This window comes from Candidimonas nitroreducens, assembly GCF_002209565.1.
GTDB lineage: Bacteria > Pseudomonadota > Gammaproteobacteria > Burkholderiales > Burkholderiaceae_B > Candidimonas > Candidimonas nitroreducens.
Genome location: NZ_NJIH01000003.1, coordinates 345,849 through 366,155, shown reverse-complemented (window position 1 = coordinate 366,155; position 20,307 = coordinate 345,849). Strand labels below are relative to the sequence as shown.

Annotated in this window: 16 protein-coding genes; 6 read left to right on the top strand and 10 right to left on the bottom strand. The window is 67.6% G+C overall.

All coding sequences use genetic code 11. The features are described from left to right. Positions 1-69: 69 nt before the first annotated feature. Positions 70-867: an SDR family NAD(P)-dependent oxidoreductase gene (locus CEY11_RS05365; RefSeq protein WP_088602323.1), complete on the top strand. Its 798-nt coding sequence runs from the start codon at positions 70-72 to the stop codon at positions 865-867. Between the two features lie 49 nt (positions 868-916). On the opposite strand, the gene CEY11_RS05360 is transcribed toward CEY11_RS05365, so the two are convergent. After that, on the bottom strand, positions 917-1,474 hold the full coding sequence (locus CEY11_RS05360; protein WP_088602322.1) for a nucleoside 2-deoxyribosyltransferase: 558 nt from the start codon (positions 1,472-1,474) through the stop codon (positions 917-919). Positions 1,475-1,538: 64 nt separating this feature from the next. Then, positions 1,539-3,038, bottom strand: a complete 1,500-nt coding sequence (locus CEY11_RS05355) for an AMP nucleosidase (protein WP_088602321.1) — start codon at positions 3,036-3,038, stop codon at positions 1,539-1,541. 200 nt (positions 3,039-3,238) lie between these two features. Here CEY11_RS05355 and CEY11_RS05350 point away from each other — a divergent pair, with 200 nt between their 5' ends. Further along, positions 3,239-4,177, top strand: coding sequence for an AEC family transporter (locus tag CEY11_RS05350; protein ID WP_088602320.1), 939 nt, complete (start codon positions 3,239-3,241; stop codon positions 4,175-4,177). Positions 4,178-4,936: 759 nt separating this feature from the next. On the opposite strand, the gene CEY11_RS05345 is transcribed toward CEY11_RS05350, so the two are convergent. From CEY11_RS05345 to uraH, 3 genes are all read right to left on the bottom strand, one after another. After that, positions 4,937-5,224, bottom strand: coding sequence for a 4a-hydroxytetrahydrobiopterin dehydratase (locus CEY11_RS05345; protein WP_088602319.1), 288 nt, complete (start codon positions 5,222-5,224; stop codon positions 4,937-4,939). 195 nt (positions 5,225-5,419) lie between these two features. Further along, complete coding sequence (locus CEY11_RS05340) at positions 5,420-6,892, bottom strand: urate hydroxylase PuuD (RefSeq protein ID WP_088602318.1); 1,473 nt, start codon at positions 6,890-6,892, stop codon at positions 5,420-5,422. 167 nt (positions 6,893-7,059) lie between these two features. Continuing rightward, positions 7,060-7,413: a hydroxyisourate hydrolase gene (gene uraH, locus CEY11_RS05335; RefSeq protein ID WP_088602317.1), complete on the bottom strand. Its 354-nt coding sequence runs from the start codon at positions 7,411-7,413 to the stop codon at positions 7,060-7,062. 166 nt (positions 7,414-7,579) lie between these two features. Here uraH and CEY11_RS05330 point away from each other — a divergent pair, with 166 nt between their 5' ends. The 3 genes from CEY11_RS05330 (at position 7,580) to alc (ending at position 10,675) form a co-directional block, all read left to right on the top strand. After that, complete coding sequence (locus tag CEY11_RS05330) at positions 7,580-8,338, top strand: GntR family transcriptional regulator (protein WP_088602316.1); 759 nt, start codon at positions 7,580-7,582, stop codon at positions 8,336-8,338. 180 nt (positions 8,339-8,518) lie between these two features. Further along, positions 8,519-9,466, top strand: coding sequence for an allantoinase PuuE (puuE, locus tag CEY11_RS05325; protein WP_088602315.1), 948 nt, complete (start codon positions 8,519-8,521; stop codon positions 9,464-9,466). Positions 9,467-9,631: 165 nt separating this feature from the next. Beyond that, positions 9,632-10,675, top strand: coding sequence for an allantoicase (gene alc, locus CEY11_RS05320; RefSeq protein ID WP_088602314.1), 1,044 nt, complete (start codon positions 9,632-9,634; stop codon positions 10,673-10,675). 123 nt (positions 10,676-10,798) lie between these two features. Here alc and CEY11_RS05315 read toward each other — a convergent pair whose 3' ends face one another. From CEY11_RS05315 to xdhA, 5 genes are all read right to left on the bottom strand, one after another. After that, positions 10,799-11,737 (bottom strand): LysR family transcriptional regulator, encoded by a 939-nt coding sequence (locus CEY11_RS05315; protein ID WP_088602313.1) that lies wholly within the window; start codon positions 11,735-11,737, stop codon positions 10,799-10,801. 244 nt (positions 11,738-11,981) lie between these two features. After that, positions 11,982-13,352, bottom strand: coding sequence for a guanine deaminase (gene guaD, locus CEY11_RS05310; protein ID WP_088602735.1), 1,371 nt, complete (start codon positions 13,350-13,352; stop codon positions 11,982-11,984). A gap of 477 nt (positions 13,353-13,829) precedes the next feature. Beyond that, a complete protein-coding gene (gene xdhC / locus CEY11_RS25655) occupies positions 13,830-15,098 on the bottom strand; it encodes a xanthine dehydrogenase accessory protein XdhC (protein ID WP_233154726.1) in 1,269 nt (422 codons plus the stop codon). After that, the gene (gene xdhB / locus CEY11_RS05295) at positions 15,091-17,451 is read right to left on the bottom strand and encodes a xanthine dehydrogenase molybdopterin binding subunit (RefSeq protein ID WP_088602312.1); all 2,361 of its coding nucleotides are present in this window, start codon (positions 17,449-17,451) and stop codon (positions 15,091-15,093) included. Before xdhB ends, xdhC begins: the two co-directional genes overlap by 8 nt. 12 nt (positions 17,452-17,463) lie before the next feature. Next, positions 17,464-18,945, bottom strand: coding sequence for a xanthine dehydrogenase small subunit (gene xdhA / locus CEY11_RS05290; protein WP_088602311.1), 1,482 nt, complete (start codon positions 18,943-18,945; stop codon positions 17,464-17,466). A gap of 298 nt (positions 18,946-19,243) precedes the next feature. Between xdhA and CEY11_RS05285 the strand changes: the two genes are divergently transcribed. Then, on the top strand, positions 19,244-20,209 hold the full coding sequence (locus tag CEY11_RS05285; protein ID WP_088602310.1) for a LysR substrate-binding domain-containing protein: 966 nt from the start codon (positions 19,244-19,246) through the stop codon (positions 20,207-20,209). The last annotated feature ends 98 nt before the right edge of the window (positions 20,210-20,307 follow it).

The following is a 20,307-nucleotide window of genomic DNA, read 5'->3' as shown; positions in this document are numbered from 1 at the left end:
CGCAAGAATCCCGCCCGGAGCCACCCGGCCCTTCTCTCTTCCACTTTCATATCCCGGATCGAAACCATCATGAGCGAAAAACGTCTGCAGGGCCGGGTGGCCCTGGTGTTCGGCGCCGGCTCCGTCGGAGCCGGCTGGGGCAACGGCAAGGCGGCGGCGGTGGCCTATGCGCGCGAAGGCGCGCGCGTGCTGGCGGTGGACATGAACCGCGCGGCGGCCGAAGAAACCCGCGACATCATCCAGTCCGAGGGCGGACGCTGCCAGGCCCTGGCCGCCGACGCGACCGACTCGGCGCAGGTTGCCGAGACGGTGGCCGCGGCCCTGGCCGGCGACGGCCGCATCGACATCCTGCACAACAACGTAGGCATGGCGAAGATGGGTTCGGTCACCGAGCTGAGCGAGGCCGACTGGGATCTGGCGCTGGCGGTCAACCTGAAGAGCGCATTCCTTACCAGCAAGCATGTGCTGCCCTGCATGCTGGAACGCAAGCGCGGCTGCATCATCAATATTTCCAGCCTGGCTGCGATCCGCTACACCGGCTACCCGTATCCCGCCTACTACGCCGGCAAGGGAGGCCTGAACCAGCTTACCGTGGGCCTGGCGCTGCAATATGCCGGCAGCGGCATACGAGTCAACGCCATCATGCCGGGCTACATCGACACGCCGCTCATCTACAAGGACATCTCGGGCCAGTACGGCAGCAAGGAAGAAATGGTCGCACAGCGCAACGCCCTGTGCCCCATGGGCCACATGGGCACGGCCTGGGACATCGCCCGCGCGGCGGTGTTCCTGGCCTCGGACGACGCCGCCTACATCACCGGGGTATGCCTGCCGGTGGACGGCGGAGTGCACCTGGCGGCGCGCTGAAACCCTGCGCGCGGCGCAGACGGGCGGCAAACACGGCGCAGCGATCCGCTCAGGGCATGAGACGGCCCGGCTCGGCCCGCGCCATGGCGCGCAGGCAGTCCTCGGCGTCGCCCACCACCACCTGCGCGCTGCAGGCGATCATCAAGTTCAGATTCAGGCCGAAGTCTTCGACGGTATAGCCCTGGGCATCGACGGCGCGCGCGCCGTCGCGGCCGGCAGCCACTTGTTCGACCAGGCTGGCGCCGCTGCCAGTGTAGACCCATACGGGCTTGCCCAGGGCCGCGGCGTAGCCCACCTCGAACACCGTGCCCGAGTCGGGCTCGGCACCGCGAAACGGGTTGAGATTGGCCATGACCCTGTCGGCCCGCCGCAGCAAGCCGATATTGGCCGCGCAGATCCACTGCGCCAGGGCGCGCCCGGCCAAATCGGGCGGCGCGGCGTTGTCCAGCGGATACAGGCCTGTGTAGCCGTGGCGCAGGCAAGCCTGCTGCAGGCGCTCGCCGTGTTCGAGCGCATCGGCACGGAACACGTCGTAGCCGGCCAGGTAGATGGTCTTGGCCTTCCGGGCCGCGGCCCGCCCTTGCGCCGCTATGCCGTCCTGTTTCATCGCCGCGCCTGCCCCGCCGCCTCGCGGCCTCTGCGACAGAGCCGGGCGCCTGCGCATGGCCGCGTCATTTGAAGGCGGTCTCGATGAAACTGCGCAGCTTGCGCGAATGCAGGCGCTCGCGCGGCATGTCGCGCAGCAGCTCGAGCGCGCGGATGCCGATGTGCAGGTGCTGGCCGACCTGGGTACGGTAGAAGTCGCTGGCCATGCCGGGCAGCTTGAGTTCGCCGTGCAGCGGCTTGTCGGATACGCACAGCAGCGTGCCGTAGGGCACGCGAAAGCGGAAGCCGTTGGCGGCAACGGTGGCAGATTCCATGTCCAGCGCGATGGCGCGCGACTGCGACAGGCGCATGATGGGCTCGCGATGGTCGCGCAGTTCCCAGTTGCGGTTGTCGATGGTGGCGACGGTGCCGGTGCGCATGATGCGCTTCAGTTCCCAGCCCGACAGGCCGGCCACTTCGGCCACGGCCTGCTCCAGCGCCACCTGGATCTCGGCCAGGGGCGGCACGGGCACCCAGGTGGGCAGGTCGGCGTCGAGCACGTGGTCTTCGCGCACGTAGCCGTGGGCCAGCACGTAGTCGCCCAGTCGCTGGGTGGTGCGCAGGCCGGCGCAATGGCCCAGCATCAGCCAGGCCGAGGGCCGCAGCACGGCGACGTGGTCGGTGATGGTCTTGGCGTTGGAAGGCCCGACGCCGATATTGATGAGGGTGATGCCGGAGTGGTTCTCGCGCACCAGATGGTAGGAAGGCATTTGCGGAGCGCGCGCCGGATCCTGGCCGCTGCGCTCGGCGTCGGCGCCGCGCGGGGTCATGACATTACCCGGTTCGACCAGGGCGAGGTAGCCGCCCTCGCCCTGCGCCAGGGTCTCGCGCGCCCACTGGCAGAAGGCGTCGACATAGAACTGGTAATTGGTGAACAGCACGAAATTCTGGAAGTGCCGCGGCGCGGTGGCGGTGTAGTGCTGCAGCCGGTGCAGGGAATAGTCGACGCGCGGCGCGGTGAAAGGTGCCAGGGGCATGGGCTCGCCGGGCCTGGGCTGCCAGGTGCCGTTGACGATGGCGTCGTCGGTGACGGCCAGGTCAGGCACGTCGAAATGGTCGCGCAGCGCGTCGCCATGGGCATCGCTGTAGGTGGCCTCGACGTACTTGCCGTCGGTGAAGGAAAAATGCAGCGGGATGGGCAGGCTGGACTCGCCGATTTCCACGGGCACGCTATGGTTGCGCAGCAACAGGCCGATCTGCTCTTTGAGGTAGTTGGCGTACAGGGCGGGCTGGGTGACCGTGGTCATGTAGGTGCCGGGCTCGATCACGTGGCCGTATGACAAACGGCTGTCGACGCTCTGGTAGGTGCGCACCTTGATGCGTATGGCCGGGTAGTAGGCCCGGACGCGCTGGCCGGCGGGCAGGCGGCCGGCCACGTAGTCATCGAAGGCGCTGCGGATGAAGGCGGTGTTGCGCTGGTAGATTTCCACCAGGCGCTGCACGGCGCCGGCGGCGTCCGAGAACCCGGTGAAGGGGATGAGCTCGGGCAGCAGGGGCGGGCTGTCGTAGCTGAATGAGTCGTACATGCTGTGTCGGCCTACAGGATGCGGGCGCCGGACGCGGCGGCACCGCTTGCGCCGGGCGGCTTGCGCACCGGCCGTGTCGACCACTTTACCGCAAATATGCGACAGGAATACGGTGCAATACGGCGCCGCCCAGGGGGGAGCGATGCAAGGAGAATGAAGGGTAAAGGCGCTACACTTTCGGACTTTCGCAAGGAAGTGGCTTGGATCTGGTATTGACCGCGGTGCTGCCGCTGTTCGCGCTGATTGCGGCGGGCTATTTATGCGCCCGCAAGCGGCTGTTCGGGCCGGGCGCGGTGGACGCACTGAACAAGTATGTGGTGTGGCTGGCGCTGCCGGCGCTGCTGTTCCAGGCGATGGCGCACATCACCTGGGATCAGCTGGATCACCCCGGCTTCACCTGGGCGTTCCTGCTGGGCATTGCGGTGGTGTTCGCGGCTTCGTATGCGCTGGATCGGCAGCGCCGCGGGCGGCTGGCGGATGCGAGCATCGAGGGGCTGGCGGCGTCTTATCCGAATTCGGGTTTCATGGGGATTCCGCTGTGCCTTGCGGTGTTCGGCCGCGAGAGTCTGCCGGCGGCGATTATTTCTGCTTTGTTGACGGCCTGTGTGTTGTTCGCGTTTTCGATCGTGCTGATCGAGATTGATCTGCAGGGCACGCGCAGTCTGCCGCGCACGATCCGCAAGGTGTTGTTGTCGGTGCTGCGCAATCCGCTGGTGGTGGCGCCGCTGGCGGGGCTGGTGTTTCCGCTGCTGCATGTGCGGCCGCCTGGGCCGCTGGAGCAGTTCGTGGGGCTGCTTGCGGACTCGGCGAGTCCTTGCGCGCTGGTGACGATAGGTTTGTTCCTGGCGCAGTCGGTGCCGGCCGGGCATGGGCGCGCGGTGTGGCGCATTGTGGGCCTGAAGATGCTGCTGCAGCCGGCGGTGACGGCGGTGCTGGCGTACTGGGTGTTCGATATGCCGCCGATGTGGGCGCAGTCGGCGGTGCTGCTAAGCGCGCTGCCGATCGGCACGGGGCCGTTCATGCTGGCGAAGCTGTATGACCGCGAGGCGGCGGTGACGTCGCGGGCGATATTGATTTCGACGGTGCTGTCGGTGGTGTCGGTTTCGGCGCTGGTGGCGGTGATGAGGCCGGGGGGTTGACGGGGCTGATTAGCGCCAGGGGGTTTATGGGGCTGGGGCTGGGGCTGGGGCTGGGGCTGGTGCTGGTGCTGGTGCTGGTGCTGGTCAGATCGGGGGATTGATGGTGCTAAGCCGCGTTGCGGCGGGCTGGGGGCTGGCCGGCTAGGTCCGCCCGGCCCCGGCGTAGCCGGGGCTACCCGCTGTCGCAAGAACTTGCGTGGCTCGCGCCGAACTCGCCGCGCCCGGAGCCCCCCGGGCTCCGAACACGGCTCAGACACAGCGCTCGTGCACCCACGCAAGTCCCTGCGGCAGCGGCGGGCGCACAAACCGCCGACCAGCCCCCAGCCCACCGCAACGCTGGACCGGAGAGTTATTGAGAGAGTCGGGGTTGGGGGATTTTGGAGCTTGTTCGCGGCTCTAGAACATTTTCGATCCAGATGTTTACAGTCTTCGAAGCGTCGCACCGAGCCGGTGCTGCGAAAAATCCCTAACGATGATGGCAGTTGCGGCCACCCCCGAGGATGAAAGAGGCTTCTTTCACATTAAACATTTGCGTCAAAATTGCTTTAGGGTTGTGTCCTATTATCGTGGCAGCCCTGCCGTAGCCAGCAGGCGGGCTGCAGGGGCCGCAAAGGTTCCACTTCATTCAAAAATAGCATGCATGCGGGTTCGCGATCAAAACGGCAACCGCGTTGACAGAACAAGGCGCGAAGCCGGAAAACAATACAAATAGTAGGCAAGGCGAAGCAACGTCGTTATCTTTCCGATCGCGAGGCCGTATCAGACGAGCTGATCCATGTGGGCGGCCAGGGATACGTCGAGCTGGGTGACGCCTTTGGCGTCGTGGGTGCTGAGTACGACGCTGACGCTGTTGTAGACGTTGGACCACTCGGGGTGGTGATCCATTTTTTCGGCCTGCAGGGCGACGCGGGTCATGAAGCCGAAGGCTTCGCTGAAGTTCTTGAAGACGTAGGTCTTCTGGATGGCGTCGCGCGATGGCACGGCCGACCAACCGTCGAGCAGCAGGAGGGCGGCGGGCGCGCCCACCAGTTGGGGTTGCGATTTCATGTGCGCTCCTTTTCCGTTGCGGGACACGGCATCAGGACTGCAGATGCTATGGGCCATTGTACTTGGCTCATCGGCCGCAACGGCGCGCTCGAGCGCCTGCGGTGCACGGCGTCACCGGGGCCGGGGCCAATACCCTGGCCACAGCCTGCGACAAGACCATGACCGGGGTGTGAAATGCGCCCGGATCCTGCCGCTTTATTTGCCGGCCCAGGCGGCGATGGCGGCACGTTCGTCGTCAGTCATCTTGGTCAGGTTGCCCAGCGGCATGTAGCGGCTGGCCACGACTTGCTTGATCTGGGCGCCGTGGGCGCGGATCTGGGCGGGTGTGTCGAACATGATGCCGGCGGGCGCGGAGGCGAAGCCGGCCTGGGTGGGTTTGGCGGAGTGGCATTCGATGCAGCGCAGGCCGATGATGTTGCGCACTTGCTGCAGTTCGTCGGCGGCCGGAGCAGCGACGCCGGTGCTGGCCGTGTGGGCCGCGGTGCCGGCTGCAGCACCTGCCGTGGCGGCAGCCGAGGCGACGGTGTTTCCGGCGGTATCGCCATTGGTATTGCTGTTGGTATTGCTGTTGGTATTGCTGTTGGTATTGCTGTTGGTATTGCTGTTGGTATTGCCGGCGGAGGCGCTGGCGGAAGAGGCTGCGGTGGCGGTGCCGTTGGCCGCGGCACCCGACACGCTGGCGGCATTGCCGCTGGCCGAGGCTAAGGCCGCGGCGGGCGCCGCCGCCACGGCGGGAGCGGGGGTGGGGGCGGCCAACCAGGCGATGACCAGCAGCATGGCGATGCCGGCGATGGGGTAGCCGAGCTGGTTCTTGCCGACGTGGCGCAGCACGAAGTACTGGCGGATCACGGCGCCGGCGAAGATGAACAGGCTCATGATGATCCACGAGTACTCGCTGCTGAAGGCGAAGGAGTAGTGGTTGCTGAGCATCAGGAACACGACCGGCAGGGTGAAGTAGGTGTTGTGCACCGAGCGCTGCTTGCCGCGCTTGCCGTCCAGGGGATCGGGCTTTTTGCCGGCCTTCAGGGCATTGATCATGCGATGCTGGCCGGGGATGATCCAGAAGAACACATTGGCCGACATGCAGGTGGCCATCACGGCGCCGGTCAGCAGGAACGCGGCCCGCCCGGCGAAGATGTGGGTAGCCAGGTAGGCGGCCACGACCATCATCACGCCTACGGCGGCGCTGAGCCAGCCGTCGCGCTCCATGGTGGGGCTGATGCGGCGGCACAGCTGGGAATAGACGATGTAGCCCACGACCAGGAAGGCGACTGCCAGGACGCCCGCCTGCGGGCCGCTTAGGTTGGCGGCCCAGTGCCAGGGGCTGGCGGGGTTGACCAGGTAGAGCTGCGGGTTGGTGAGGTACAGCAGCGAGAACAGCGCGAAGCCCGACAGCCAGGTGGCGTACGACTTCCAGAACGACCAGTGCAGGTCGTCGGGCAGTTCGGCCGGGTTGGTAAGGTATTTCTGGTTGTGGTAGAAGCCGCCGCCGTGCACGGCCCACATTTCGCCGAACACGCCGCGCTGGCGGCTTTGCTCGCCGCGCGGCGGGTGCAGGCTGTTGTCCAGCATGACGAAGTAGATGGATTCGCCGATCCAGGCGATGGCGGCGACCACGTGCAGCCAGCGCAGCAGGAGGTTGCCGAATTCGAGAACGTAAGCTTGCATAGTGTGGGTACTCTGGTTGCGCCAGTGTCCTGCCTGGCTGGCCCGCGGGCCTGGATTCAATGCCTGTGACCGTAGCGGACACGTTGGGGCCCCTGCGGGCTCCGGGGTGACGGGCGGCGCCGCCGAAGCTGCTGTGCCAGCGGGCTTGCCGCGGCCGCCACTGCGTCTTAGCTGCCGCGGTAGGTGGACCAGGTCCAGGGGGTTACCAGCAGCGGCACGTGGTAGTTCTGGCCGGGGTCGGCCACGCCGAAGCGCAGCGCCACCTCGTCGACGAAGCGCGGTTCGGCGGCCTGTACGCCGCGGGCGGCGAAGTAATCGCCGGCATGGAAGACCAGCTCGTAAACGCCGCGGGTGAAGTCCGCGCCCTGCAGCAGGGGCTGGTCGCAGCGGCCGTCATGGTTGGTGACGGCATGCCCCAGCAGCTGGCGCTGGCCGTCCTGCACCAGATATAGGTCGATGCGCACGCCCTGGGCGGGCACGCCATGCATGGTGTCCAGGACATGAGTGGAAAGCTTGCCCATCGGGCTCCTCCTGTCGATATGTGCCAGGTGCCGGCCGCCGCCGGGCCCTGGGAAATGAGCGGGAAAAGAAATATTTTTCCGATCACCAATTATTATTTACAATTTATGTTGACGATTCTGGGCGCATCCCCAATAATTGTCAATACTTCGTTCAAGGTTTTTTCTCATGCTCAGTCTGAACGCTAGCCGGGATGTGTCCCAAGACCTGCAGGCGCCGCGGGCCTCGTCGCTGCGCCATGCGCATGCCGGCGCCAGAACCGAGGTCGACCGCGTCTACGACGACATTTTCGATGCCGTGATGGATCGCCGCCTGCTGCCCGGCGCCAAGCTGACCGAGGCCACGCTGTGCTCGGTGTTCGACTGCACGCGCGCCACGGTGCGCGCGGCGCTGGGGCAGCTGGCGCACGACAAGATCGTGCTGATCGAACCGAACCGCGGCGCTTTCGTCTGGCAGCCGCAGGCCAAAGAAACGCGCGATGTGTTCGCCATGCGCCGCGCCCTGGAATGCACCGTGGTCGACATGCTGCTGGCGCTGCCCGACCTGGCGCAGCGCCTGGAACCCCTGTACGCCATGGTGGGCCGCGAACGCCAGGCATTCGAGTGCGGCGACCGCATCAGCTGGATCCGCCTGTCCAATGCCTTCCATGTAGAACTGGCGCAGCTGCTGGACAACGAGGTGCTGACCGATATCTTGCACAGCCTGTGCGCCCGTACCTCGCTGATCATCGCCTATTACGACACGCCGGGCCAAAGCGCCTGCTCGTACTTCGAGCACCAGGACATACTCGACAAGCTGGCCCAGGGCGATGCCGCCGGCGCCAAGTCGGCCATGCAGCATCACCTGCAAGATTGTGAAGAGCGCATGGGCGAACCCGACAAGGCGCCGGCGGCCGATCCCTGGCTGGCCTTCAGCGTCAAGCGCTGAGGGCCAGGCCGGCGCCCGGCACCCCGTGCAGGCATCCCATATACAGAACATACACATACACCTACAGACACAGCAGACACGGCCAACCCCAGACCACAAAACCAAGCACACCAGACCCGCCCCGCGCCGGCATGGCGCGACAGGCTGATCTGCGGCCTCAACAGATCGGAGCCCCAGCAAATGCCAGAACAGAACTACCCGCGCGACCTGGCCGGATACGGCCGCAACCCACCGCAGGCCAACTGGCCCGGCAAGGCGCGCATCGCCGTGCAATTCGTATTGAATTTCGAAGAGGGCGGCGAGAACTGCGTGCTGCACGGCGACGCCGGCTCGGAACAGTTCTTGTCCGAGATCGTCGGCGCCGAGTCCTACCCGGCGCGGCACATGTCCATAGAGTCCATCTACGAATACGGCTCGCGCGCCGGCGTGTGGCGGGTGCTGCGCGAATTCGAGCGGCGCGGCCTGCCGCTGACCATATTCGCCATCGGCATGGCGCTGCAGCGCAACCCCGAGACGGCGCGCGCCTTCGTGGAACTCGGCCACGAGATCGCCTGCCACGGCTACCGCTGGATCCACTACCAGTCGGTGGCCGAAGAAGTGGAACGCGAGCATATGCGCCGCTGCGTGGAAATCGTCACGGAACTGATCGGCCGCCACCCGGAAGGCTGGTACACCGGGCGCGACAGCCCCAACACGCTGCGCCTGGTGGCCGAGGAAGGCGGCTTCCTGTACGACTCGGACTATTACGGCGACGACCTGCCCTTCTGGAGCGAAGTGCATTTAAGCGACGGCAGCACGCGGCCGCAGCTCATGGTGCCGTATACGCTGGACACCAACGACATGCGCTTCGCCTCGCCGCAAGGCTTCAATAGCGGCGAGCAGTTCTACCAGTACCTGAAGGACGCCTTCGACGTGCTCTACGAAGAAGGCGCGCAGGCGCCGCGCATGATGTCCGTGGGCCTGCATTGCCGGCTGGTGGGGCGGCCGGGCCGCTTCAAGGCCCTGCAGCGCTTCCTCGACCATGTACAGGCCCACGACGGCGTATGGATCGCCACCCGCGCCGCGATCGCCCGCCACTGGGCCGAGCGCCATCCCTGGCAGGCGCCGCAGGCAGGCGCCCGGGCCTGAAGGCCGCCGCCGGCACCGATAGCAATATCTTCCATCCACACGAGCCTGCAATCGAAACGGCAAGGCGGGGCAACGCAATACCCCAATGCCATTGCCGATCCGGCTGCGAAGCCGCAACACCGACTGCAACAAAGCATCAACCCGTTTTCTGGAGACACGACCACCATGTCCAAGCCCGCCCTGCCCGACGGCACCATCGTCAACGCGCCGCACAGCGAGCCACCGCCTTACGCTACCCGCCACGCCAACCTGGCCAGCGCCGACTTCGGCGCGAAAGTGCTGTCGTGCTCGGACGAGTTCTTCGCCAGCGCCCAGCGCATGCTGCAGGCGTCCGAGCCGGTATTCATCGTCGGCAAGTTCGACGAGCACGGCAAGTGGATGGACGGCTGGGAAACGCGGCGGCGCCGCAACGGCGGCCACGACCAGGCCATCGTGCGCCTGGGCCTGCCCGGCGCCATCCGCGGCCTGGACATAGACACCAGCCACTTCACCGGCAACTTCCCGCCCGCCGCGTCGGTGCACGCCTGCCGCTGCGAGGGCGAGCCCGACGACTCCACGGCCTGGACGGAGATCGTGGCGCCGCGCCCGCTGCAGGGCAATGCCCACCACTACGTGGAAATCGCGGGCGACGACCGGGTCTGGACGCACCTGCGGCTGGACATCTACCCCGACGGCGGCGTGGCGCGCCTGCGCGTCTACGGGCAGCCGGCCTGCGACTGGGCGGCGCGCGATCCGCAGGCCCTGCACGAGGTCTCGGCGCTGGCCAATGGCGGGCGCATCGCGGCCTACAACGACGCGCATTTCGGCGTGCCGTTCCGGCTGATCATGCCGGGGCGCGGCGTGAACATGGGCGACGGCTGGGAAACGCGGCGCCGCCGCGAACCGGGCTACGACTGGTGCATCATCGAACTGGGCCACGCCGCCCTGGTTCAGAAGATCGAGATCGACACCGCTTATTTCAAGGGCAATTATCCCGACCGGGTATCGGTGCAGGCGGCGCGCGTCGAGGCCAGCACCGACGAGTCGCTGGTCACGCAGGCCATGTTCTGGCCGGAACTGCTGGGCGAGCAGAAGATGCAGATGGATCACCAGCATTTCTTCGAGGGCGGCGCGGTGCAAAGCATCGGCGCCGTGACCCACGTGCGGGTCAATATGTACCCCGACGGCGGCATCAGCCGCGTGCGCATCTGGGGCCGGCTGGCCGATTGACGTAGCTCCGCCCGGTGGCACCACGGGCACCGCGCCGGCCATGCGTGCCGGCCGTACTGCAGTGGGCCGATACCCCGCCCACCCTCCACCCACTCTGCGCACGAGACGCGCTGGGGCCCGGCCTCAGGGCTGGGCGGGCTGCAGGCGGCGGCCGCACTCGCCCAGCAGGCCGCGCAGCCAGCGCTGCGCCGGCGCATGATGGCTGCGCTGGTGCCACAGCTGGTAGAAGCGCATGGGCGGAAAGGCGACGGGCGATGCCACGATGGCCAGCGGCAGCAGCCGCGCATAGAAGGCGGCGAAGTGCCGCGAAGTGGTGAACACCAGGTCGGTGCCGGGCAGCAGGTAAGGGGCGAGATTGAACGACTGCACCACCACGCGCTCGTCGCGCTCGATGCGATTGGCGGCCAGCACGGCGTCGATCACGCCGCGCTGGCTGACCGAATACGGCATGGGCACCACGTGCACCGCGCGCCGGTAGTCGTCCAGGCCCAGGCCCTTGGCGGCCAGGGGGTGATCGGCGGCCACCAGGCAGACGATCTCGTCTTCCAGCAGCACCGACAAATGCATGCGGTCGGGCGGCTCGGGCCAATTGCCGATGACCACGTCCAGCTCGCCCTCGGCCAGCGAGCGTTCGAAATCGAAGTCGGGGCCCAGCGCATGCATGCTCAGGCGCGCGTGCGGCGCCTGGCGGCGCAGCCGCGCCGAGACGCTGCCCATGAACAAGGGCGCAAGATAATCGGGCGAGCCGATGCGGAAATCGTGGCGGCTGGAGTGCGGGTCGAAGGCCTCGGGCTGCACCAGCATCTGTTCAACTTCGGCCAGGGCGCCGCGTGCGTGCGGCAGCAGCGACAGCGCTTTTTCGGTAGGCACCATGCCGCCCTTCTCGCGCACCAGCAGCGGGTCGCCGAAGATCTCGCGCAGGCGCTTCAGTGCCACGCTGACGGCCGGCTGCGACTGGTTCAGCTTGAGCGCGACGCGCGAGACGCTGCGCTCGGCCACCAGCAGGCTGAACACCTTCAGTAAATAGGTATCGAGCAATTCGTCGCTGCGCCGGGCCGACATCGCGCCTCCGTAGAGCCCGGGCGTGGTTCTCCTGACGCGCGGCGCCCCGGGCTGCGGATCCGCTGTACGTATCATAAAGAGGATATCAAGGTCTGTGTAGCCCCGGCGTACGGAGTACGCCGCCCAGGACATGCCAGCCCGCAGCCGCGCACGGCCGCGCGTATCGACACGGCGCGGCGCGCAACGTTACACGAGCCCACGCACGCGATTTTGCACGGAACAGGCGGCGCCACGTCCTGCGGGCTCAGCAATTGTCGGGACGGCGGTGCAGCAGGCGGCCCGCGGCATAGGTGGCGGCCACGGCGCGGTCGTCGCCCAGCATGGCAAAGGCGAACAGCAGTTCTTCCAGCGAATTGGCGCCGGCGGTGCGCCGCGCCAGCAGCGCAGTGGCGCGCGGGTCGAGCACGATGAAATCGGCCTCGGCACCTGCGGCCAGCGTGCCGATGCTGTCCTGCAAACCCAGGGCCTGCGCGGCCCCGGCAGTGGCCAGGTAGAACATCTCGAGCGCGCTCAGGTGGTGGCCGGAAAGCCGCGCCACCTTGTGCGCTTCATTCATGGTTTGCAGCATCGAGAACGACGAGCCGCCACCCACGTCGGTAGCCAGGGCGGTGGGCATGCCGGCGCCGCGCGCTGCGGCGTAGTCGAACAGGCCGCTGCCCAGGAACTGGTTGGAGGTCGGGCAGTGCGCGGCCAGCGCGCCGGCGTCGCGCATGCGCAGCCGGTCGGCCTCGTCCAGCCAGATGCAGTGCCCGTAGACCGAGCGCGGGCGCAGCAAGCCGTAGTGGTCGTAGATGTCGAGATAGCTGCGGCGCCCCGGAAACAGCTCGTGCGCCCAGCGTACTTCGTCGCGGTTCTCGGCGACGTGGCTCTGGATGAACACGTCCGGGTAGGCGCGCGCCAGCTCGCCGCAGGCACCCAGCTGCGCGGCGCTGGAAGTGGGCGCGAAGCGCGGCGTCAGCGCATACAGCTGGCGCCCGGTGCCGTGCCAGCGGCGCAGCAGTTCCTCGCTGTCGCGCGCGCCCGACTCGGCGGTGTCGCGCAGGAATTCCGGGCAGTTGCGATCCATCATGACCTTGCCGGCCACCATGCGCAGGTTGCGTGCATGGCTTTCGGCGAAGAAGGCCTGGGCCGAGCCGGGATGCACGGTGCAATACACCAGCGCCGTGGTGGTGCCGCAACGCTGCAGCTCGTCAAGGAAGAAGCTCGCGACCTCGGCCGCGTATTCCGGGTTCTCGAAGCGCCGCTCAGTCGGAAAGGTGTAATTCTCGAGCCAGGGCAGCAGGCCTGGCGCGGGCGAGGCGATCATGTCGGTCTGCGGGTAGTGAATGTGCGTGTCGATGAAGCCGGGCACGATCAGCCGGCCGCGCCAGTCCGTCAGGTGCACGCCCGCGTCCAGCTCGGCAGCCAGCGCCGCGTAGTCGCCGATGCGTACGATGCGGCCCTGGTCGACGATCATCAGGCCGTCGTCCAGGTAGGCTACGGCCTCATTGGCAGTCTCCGTCCAGGCGCCCGCGGATGAAGCCGTGGCGCGCGATGCAGCGGCACCGAACGCAGCAGTGGCCGGCGTGGCGACGCCTGCCCCTTCCACACAGGGCGCAGCTTTAAAGTACAGCATGCGCGCGCGATAGGCGCAGGGGCCGTCCGGCGATGCCGGCAGCCCGGCTCCTTGCTTGGCATCCATCAATCCATTTTCCTTGTTCAACATGCAGGGCCTGTTCCTACAACGCAATGGCAAGCCGCGCTATGGCAAGCCCCCGTGGTTCTGTTGCGGCAGGGCCGTGCTGCCCGCCAGTGTTCCAGCTGCCCGATCCTGCCAGGCACAGCCCATAAAACACGTAATTCCATTTCCAAATCAACCGTGCACTTTGTGAAGAGTTCCGGCCTCTCGGCCGGAGACTCTCCGCCACTATTCGGGGGCGCCTACGGCGCCGAAATGAACCAGGCCTCGCTCGTCCCCGCCCCAAAGGGCGGGCTCGCGCTCTGGCTCGTGGTCAGCTTCGCTTGCCGTACTAGGTGTACTGTCTGCGCTTCGCTTTCGCGTTCACGATTGATTTGGAAATGGAATAAGGGCACGGCGGCAGTATTGCACCCCTCAGTGCGAGCAGGCATGCAGCGCCAGGGCGGCATCGGCCTGGACGGAAATTTTCTCTTGCTCGCGGCGCTCGCGCACTTGCAGCAGCTGGGCGGCGACGGCCACCGCGATGACCGCGGGGGACTTGCCGGTGATGCCCGCCACGCCTATGGGGCAGGTCATGGTGGCGTAGCGCTCGGCCGATACGCCGCGCTCGCGCAGGCGGCGCTCGAACTGGCGATGCTTGGTGCGCGAGCCTATCAGGCCGAAGTACGCGTAGTCGTCGCGGCGGAAGATGTGCTGGCACAAGTGCTGATCCAGCGCGTGGCTATGGGTCATGACCAGGAAATAACTGCCGGCCGGCGCTTCTTCGATCACGGCCTCGGGCGTGTCGGTGGCCTCGATCTCGACGTTGTCCGGCACCTGGTCAGGGAAGAGGGTGTCGCGTTCGTCGACCCATTGCACGGTGCAGGGCAGCGTGCCCAGCAGGCGCACCAGCGCCTGGGCCACGTGCCCGGCGCCGAACAGCACGATGTGGAAGTCGACCGGCGCCAGGGTTTCGGACATGACGGCGCTGCCGTCGTGCGCACATACCAGCTCGCAGGCGTCGCGCGAGTCCGCGCCGGACGATGCCGGTTCGACCATGACGCGCGGGGCGGCAAGCGCCGGCATGGCAGCGCCGCCAGACGGCCGCGCCGCCGCGGCGCCCGCGCCGGCCTGCGGCCTGCCGGGGGAGATGATTCTTTCCTGGAGCAAGGCGGCGGAAAATGGCTTGATCCCTGCTGGCTTGACCCCTGCCACCCCGGCTGCCCCGGCCGCCTCTGCCGCACCAGTCTGCTCTACCGCACCCACCGCATCGGGCCGGGGCCTTGCGACGGGCCGTTCTTTGCGTTGCGGCGCAGAAGAAAAAAAACTGCTGCGCCGGCACGCCCGGCCGGCGCGCAGATCGGCGTCGAGCCGGCGCAGCCAATCGAGGTCGGCGCGATCCAGGGGCTCGAAGGCCAGGGTGGCGGCGCCGCCGCAGCACTGGCCGAGCGCTGGGCCCAGCGGCAGGCGCTCCAGGCGCGCGGCCTGCGGGCCGTCGCGGCGCAGCAGCATCTGCCGCGCAATGCCGGTGGCGCGCCATTCCAGGTGGCCGCCGCCTATGGTCTGCCACAGCCCCTCGGCGCTGACGAGCAGGCGCGCGCCGGCCTCGCGCGGCGTCGAGCCCTCGGCGCGCGCCACGGTCACCAGCACGGTGGGTACGCCCGCTTCCAGCAGGCGGCAGGCCTGTGCGATCCAGTCATGCATGGCTGGCGTCCTGTTCCTGCATGCGCAGCTGCATGACCGCGGCCAGTATCGCCTCGGGCGTGGCCGGCGCGTTCAGCTGCGGCTCGCGGCGGTAGCCGCCGACGCTGGCCACCGCATCGCGAATGGCGTTGTAGACGCTGAAGCCCAGCAGCAGGGGCGGCTCGCCCACCGCCTTGGAACGATGCACCGTGTCCTTGACATTGCGGTTGCGGAACAGCTTGACGCGGAAATCGGCCGGGCAATCGCTGACGGCGGGGATCTTGTAGGTGGACGGCGCGTGCGTGGTCAGGCGGCCCTGGTCGTTCCAGCACAGCTCTTCGGTGGTCAGCCAGCCCATGCCCTGCACGAAACCGCCCTCGACCTGGCCCACGTCTATGGCCGGGTTGATGGACTGGCCGACGTCGTGCAGCAGGTCGGCGCGCAGCAGCTTCCATTCGCCGGTCAGCGTGTCGACCACGACTTCGGACACGGCCGCGCCATAGGCATAGTAATAAAAGGGCTTGCCGGTCATGGTGGCCTTGTCCCAGCGTATGCCCGGCGTGGCGTAGAAGCCTTCGGACCAGAGCTGCACCTGCGACCAGTAGGCCGCGTCCACCACTTCGGCGAAAGGCTTGGTCACGCCATTGACGCTGACCATGCCGTCGGCGAACAGCACCGCGTCGGGCGTGCCGCCCCAGCGCTCGGCCGCGAACTTCGCCAGGCGCCGGCGGATCCTGCGCGCCGCGTCCTGGCCGGCCTTGCCGTTCAAGTCGGAACCCGTGGAGGCCGCAGTGGCCGAGGTATTGGCGATCTTGCTGGTGTCGGTGGCGGTGGCACGCACTTGGCCCAGGCCCAGCCCCAGGCCGAACTCGGCGGCGACCATCTGCGCCACCTTGGTGTTCAGGCCCTGGCCCATCTCGGTGCCGCCGTGGTTCACCAGCACCGAGCCGTCGCGGTATACATGCACCAGCGCGCCGGCCTGGTTGAAGGCCGGCACGTTGAAGGAAATGCCGAATTTCACCGGGGTCAGGGCCAGGCCCTTGCGCAGCACCGGGCTGGCGCGGTTGAAGGCGCGCACCGCCTCGCGCCGCTCGCGGTAGGCGCTGCTGGCCTCGAGTTCGGCGACCAGGGGATGCAGCACGTTGTCCACCACCATCTGGCCGTAGGGCGTGGTGTTGCGTTCGCCGATGCCGTAGAAGTTGGCGCGCCGCACGTCCAGCGGGTCGCGCCCCAGCCGGCGGGCGATCATGTCCATCAGCACTTCCATCATCAGCGCGCCCTGCGGGCCGCCGAAGCCGCGGAATGCCGTATTGGACTGGGTATGCGTCTTGCCGCATAGGGCGGCAACGTCGATGTCCGGCACGAAATAGGCGTTGTCGAAGTGGCATACCGCGCGCGTGGCCACCGCCTCGGACAGGTCGGCCGAGAAGCCGCAACGCAGGGTCATGTCCAGGCGCACGCCGACGATGCGCCCCTCGTCGTCGTAGCCCAGGTCGTATTCGTAATAGAAGCCGTGGCGCTTGCCGGTGATCATGAAGTCATCGTCGCGATCCAGGCGCAGCTTGACGGGGCGGCGCAGGCGCGTGGCGCACAGCGCGGCGATGCAGGCCGGCAGCGCCGACTGCGATTCCTTGCCGCCGAAGCCGCCGCCCATGCGGCGGCATTCCACCAGCACCTGGTGCGAGTGCCAGCCCAGGGCATGCGCCACCAGCATCTGCATCTCGCTGGGATGCTGGGTCGAGCACCAGACATGTATGCCGTCGGCCTCTTTGGGCACGGCATAGGAAATCTGCCCTTCCAGGTAGAACTGTTCCTGGCCGTTGCATTCGAAGGTGCCGGTGATGCGGTGCGGCGCGCGCTGCAGCGCGGCGTCGGCATCGCCTCGGCGCATGCGCATGGGCGGCAGCAGCGCGGCGTTCTGCGCCTTGGCTTCTTGCGGGGTGAGTATCGCCGGCAGTTCTTCGTACTGCACCTGCGCCAGCCGCGCGGCGCGCCGCGCCGCGTCGTGGCTGTCGGCCACCACCGCGAACAGCGGCTGGCCCAGGTACTGCACCAGGCCGTCGGCCAGCAAGGGATCGTCGTGCAGCACCGGGCCGCAGTTGTTCTCGCCCGGGATGTCGGCCGCGGTCAGCACCGCCACCACGCCGGGCGCGGCGCGCACGGCGTCCAGGTTCATGTCCAGCACCCGCGCATGGGCCTTTTGCGACATGCCCAGCGCACAGTGCAGGGTGCCCTGCAGTTCGGTGATGTCGTCGGTGTAGGTGGCTTCACCGCTGACGTGCAGGGCGGCCGACTCGTGCGGCAGCGGCTTGCCCGCCGCCTGGCCGGCGGCGGCCGCCGGCGGCGCCATGAAGGCTTCGACCTGTTTGTTCATGGTGGCCTCTCCTTACGCTGCCGCAACGGCGGCATAGACGTTCACTGCGTCCTCGGCCAGCGCGTCCTGCGGGCGGGTCTCGAGATAAAAGCGGTACAGCAGATTCTGCGCCGCCGCGACCCGGTAGGCGCTGCTGGCGCGCATGTCCGACAAGGGGCTGTAGTCCTGCGCCAGGGCCTGCATGGCCAGTCGCGCGGCGGCTTCGTCCCAGTCGCGGCCGGCCAGGGCCTGTTCGGCCGCCGCGGCGCGCTTGGAGGTGGCCGCCATGCCGCCGAAGGCGATGCGCGCCTGCTGCACCTTGCCGTCCTGCAGCGTCACGGCAAAGGCCGCGCACACGGCGGAAATGTCCTGGTCGTAGCGCTTGGACAGCTTGTAGGTGCGGAAGCGCTGGCCGTCGTGGGGCAGCGGCACGCGCAGGCCCTGCACGAATTCGCCGCGCTCCAGGGCGTTTTTCTGGTAGGCCAGGTAGAAATCTTCCAGCGGCATGTCGCGCTCGCGTTCGCCGCAGCGCAGCACGATGCGCGCGCCCAGGGCGATCAGGGCCGGCGCGGAATCGCCGATGGGCGAGCCATTGGCCACATTGCCGCCCAGCGTGCCGGCATTGCGGATGGGGTAAGAGGCAAAGCGCCGGTGCAGTTCGGCCAGTTCAGGGTAGCGCGCGGACAGCGCGCCGTAGGCGTCGTTCAGCAGCGCGCCGGCGCCGATGTAGAGCCAGCCGGCGTCTGCACGGATCTCGCGCAGTTCGGCCACCTGGCCGATATAAATGAGTTCGGGCAGGTCGCGCATCTGCTTGGTGACCCACAAGCCCACGTCGGTGCTGCCGGCCAGCATGCGCGCATCGGGGTGCTCGAGGCGCAGCCGCGCCAGTTCGTCCAGCGTACGCGGGGCATGGAAGGCCTGCTCGCCGCATTGATAGGTGAAGGTGTCGCCACGCTGCAGCGCGCGCAGCTGCGCGGCCAGCGCCGCGCGGTCGAACGGCACCGCGGGCAGGTCGAACATGGCCTGGGCGGCGTCGACGATGGGGCGATAGCCGGTGCAGCGGCACAGGTTGCCCGACAGCACGTCGTCGATCTGCGCACGCGCGGGTATGGGGTCGCCGGGCTGGTGATCCAGGTACATGCCCCACAGCGACATCACGAAGCCCGGCGTACAGAAGCCGCATTGCGAGCCGTGGCAATCGACCAGCGCCTGCTGCACCGGATGCAGCGAGCCGTCGGGCTGGCGCAGGTCTTCGACGCTGTACAGCGCCTTGCCGTCGAGCGTGGGCAGGAACTGGATGCAGGCATTGACGGCGCGCAGCTGCACCGCGCCATGGGCATCGAGCTCGCCCACCACCACGGTACAGGCGCCGCAATCACCCTCGGCGCAGCCTTCTTTGGTACCGGTGCAGTGCGCGTCTTCGCGCAGGTACTGCAGCACAGTGCGGGTCGCGGCGCTGCCGCCGATTTCCTGCACCTTGCCGCGATGATAAAAGCGGATATTCTGCGTCTCCATGGCCTGCCCTTCTTCGTCGAGGATCCTGCGCTCCGGACAGGCGGCCGCCCGAGGTTGCGGGGGCTGTCCGACGCAGCGGATTGAAGATAGCATCGCAAGACTGCCGGCGGCATTCACGGCCCGTGATGGTGCGTATCACCGCCGGCCAGGGGGAACGGGGCGGGCCACGCCGGCCTCGGGATTTCCCTGATAAAGGGAGCCCGCCGCAACGCCGCAAGCCTACCGCAAGCCTATTTACCCACCCGCGCCGTACGCCCGCCGTGGACAAACGCCGCGCCTGCACACCATAATAAGCCCGATGGAACGACAACGCGAACTCCTGGAGACCTCCCTGCTGCGCGTGCTGCACGTGCTGCTGACCGAGCAGAGCGTTTCGCGCACGGCCATGAAGCTGGGCCTGTCGCAGCCCGCAGTCAGCAATTCACTGCGCCGGCTGCGCGACATCACGGGCGACGTGCTGCTGGTGCGCGGCAAGGCCGGCATGGTGGCCACCGAACGCGCCCGCGAGCTGCTGGCCTATGCCGGCGAGGCGCTGCAGGCCATAGACCGCATCACCCGGCCGGCCGGCGAGTTCGACCCGCACACCTCCACGCGCAGCTTCCGGCTGGGCGCACCCGATTATCTCGACGCGCTGTTCCTGCCCAATATCGCCGAGGCGCTGTGCCGCCTGGCGCCGCAGGCCCGGCTGACCGTGCAGCCCATCAACGCCGACTACGACTACCAGGCGGCGCTGGAAAACGGCGATCTCGACGTAGTCATCGGCAACTGGCTGGAGCCGCCGCCGCAGCTGCACATATCGCGCCTGTTCGACGACGAGGTGGTGTGCATGCTGGGCGCCCAGCACCCGCTGGCCGAACGCGGCATCTCGCTCAGGCACTACCTGGAACTGCGCCACCTGGCGCCCACGCCCTACGTGTCCGAACGCAGCAGCTTCATAGACGGCCAGCTGGCCGAGCGCGGCCTGCATCGCAACATCCACATGACCATCCCGTATTTCGGGCTGGTACCCTACATACTGATGTCCACCGACCTGGTGTTCACCACCGGCCGCCAGTTCGCGCAGCACTATGCGCGCCACCTGCCGGTGCGCGTGCTGCCCGCCCCCGTCGAGTTCCCCCCCATGCGCTTCTACCAGCTCTGGCACGAACGCACCCATCACGCGCCCGAGGTAACCTGGCTGCGCCGCCTGGTCGCCGAGGTTGCGCTGGGCCTGACGGAAAGCGCGCCGCAAGCGGGTGCGGCCATTATCACCACAGATGGATAGTCATCATCATCTCGGGCATACGCAGGATCGCGGCATGCGCCGATAGAATGGCCTCGCAAGAAACGCGATCCGGCAGAGAAAGCCGCAGCCGGCTTGCC